This is a genomic window from Desulfomicrobium macestii (assembly GCF_014873765.1).
In the GTDB taxonomy this organism is placed as follows: Bacteria; Desulfobacterota; Desulfovibrionia; order Desulfovibrionales; family Desulfomicrobiaceae; genus Desulfomicrobium; species Desulfomicrobium macestii.
Map to the genome: position 1 here is coordinate 1 of NZ_JADBGG010000084.1, position 1,976 is coordinate 1,976.

At 54.8% G+C, this 1,976-nt stretch carries 1 protein-coding gene; it reads left to right on the forward strand.

All coding sequences use genetic code 11. The features are described 5' to 3' along the window. Window positions 1-582: 582 nt before the first annotated feature. A complete protein-coding gene (ltrA, locus tag H4684_RS20405) occupies window positions 583-1,887 on the forward strand; it encodes a group II intron reverse transcriptase/maturase (RefSeq protein WP_318779670.1) in 1,305 nt (434 codons plus the stop codon). Window positions 1,888-1,976: the final 89 nt, after the last annotated feature.

Here is a 1,976-nt window from a genome sequence, read left to right on the forward strand (position 1 = left end):
ATGAGTGCGCCCGCGAAGGCGCTTTGTCAGGGTGGTGTAAGTCCACCTCGGGGTAAGCCACACCCCTGAAGTCGAAGGTAACTGCGTCACTGCGAGGTGGGGTGGGGAGCAACCGGAGACGAAATGGCGGTCCGTAGGATAACGAACCCGATTCGGTTCTGCAGTGCGGCGAGTCTTCTCATTCATGACGAAGTCCGAAAAGCGCCGCTCACGCTGTTGGTGGCGTGTGAAAGCGATGAACGGGCCTGCAGGATGGTTGGGGGCGGAACGTCAGGAAGGCGAAGCGAGATAAGCGGGGAGACCTGTGCATGAGGTGACATGTACAGGAGTCAGAGCCTTCACAGTACCGTAATCGACATGACAGGACACCTTGGAAATGCCGGCCGGGGGAACGACACGACCTCCTCCAGGTCCGCTCCGGTGGGATGCTTGACCGGGGACGGGAGCGAAACAAACAAGCGATCGCAAGGCGTTTCTCCATGTTTGAGGAAAAGCGCGGAAAGCAAAACCGCGTCGAGGGAAGGGAGGCAGGAAGGTCAATGCGAAAAGGAGAGATGGGCTATGTCGAGGACAACCCCGCCAGTGCGTACAGCTAAACAAGGGGTAGAGACTGGTTCGCCGCAAGGCTGGACCTGGGTTGAAAAGTCCGTCTGGACGGATCGCATGTTGGCGGCCCTGGGCAACGGGGTCAAGGGAGGTAAATGGTTCAGCTTGATCGATAAGGTCTGCGCGACGTCTACCTTGAAGGCAGCCTGGCAACGGGTTGAGGCCAACAGGGGCGCAGCCGGAATAGACAGAGTCAGCATTGATCGCTTCGGGGAACAATCCTCGAAATATCTTGAAGAACTTTCCCCTGCGTTGCGCGAGGGGACATACAAGCCTCATGCGGTTCGCCGGACTTATATTCCAAAAGGCGACGGCAAGATGCGGCCTCTGGGCATTCCCACGGTGAAAGATCGAGTGGTACAGGGTGCGTTGAAGATGGTTCTGGAACCAATCTTCGAGCGCGAGTTTCATCCCAACAGCTTTGGATTTCGGCCCGGTCGCGGCTGTAAAGACGCGTTGCGGGAAGTGGTCCGATTGCTCAAGGTGGGACATACCTATGTAGTGGACGCCGACTTGAGTAGCTACTTCGACACCATTCCGCACGATCTGCTTATGCGTCGAGTGCGGGAGAAAGTGAGTGATGGCAGGGTGCTTGAGCTGGTTCAAGGCTTCCTTTCCCAAGGCATTATGGAAGACATGAAGGAATGGAAGCCAGAGGCTGGAACACCGCAGGGAGCGGTGATCAGCCCTCTGTTAGCCAATATCTATCTTCATGATTTGGATATGCTAGTGAATGGAGCTGGTTACGCTATGATCCGATACGCCGATGACTTTGTCATCCTATGTCGGGATGCTCAAGCGGCACAAGATGCCCTCGCTTTGGTGAAGAAATGGGTTGAAGCGAACGGTCTTGCTCTGCATCCGGTAAAGACACATACGGGTAATGCTCGTGTGCCTGGCGAAGGCTTTGAGTTTCTTGGTTATCGTTTTGAAGCCGGGAATATACATGTCCGCAAGAAAAGCATGAAGAAGCTGCGTGACAAAGTCCGGGAGAAAACCAAGCGAACGTGTGGACGATCTATTGAAATGATTGTCGAAAGCCTTAATCCCATGCTGCGTGGCTGGTTTGGATACTTCAAGCATGCTGATAGGCCAACGTTTTCCATCGTCGACGGTTTTATCAGAAGACGACTGCGCTCAATCCTTCGCAAACAAAGAGGACAGAGCCGGGGAACGGGAAGATGTCTGGATGATCATAAGCGCTGGCCCAATTCTTTCTTCGCTAAATTTGGGCTTTTCACCATGAAAGAAGCCCATGTTTTGGCTTGCCAATCCCGATGAGGAAATGGCCAACTGGAGAGCCGTGTGCGGGAGAACCGCACGCACGGTTCGGAGGGAGGGGAGGGGAAACCCTTCCCTACCCCTATCGT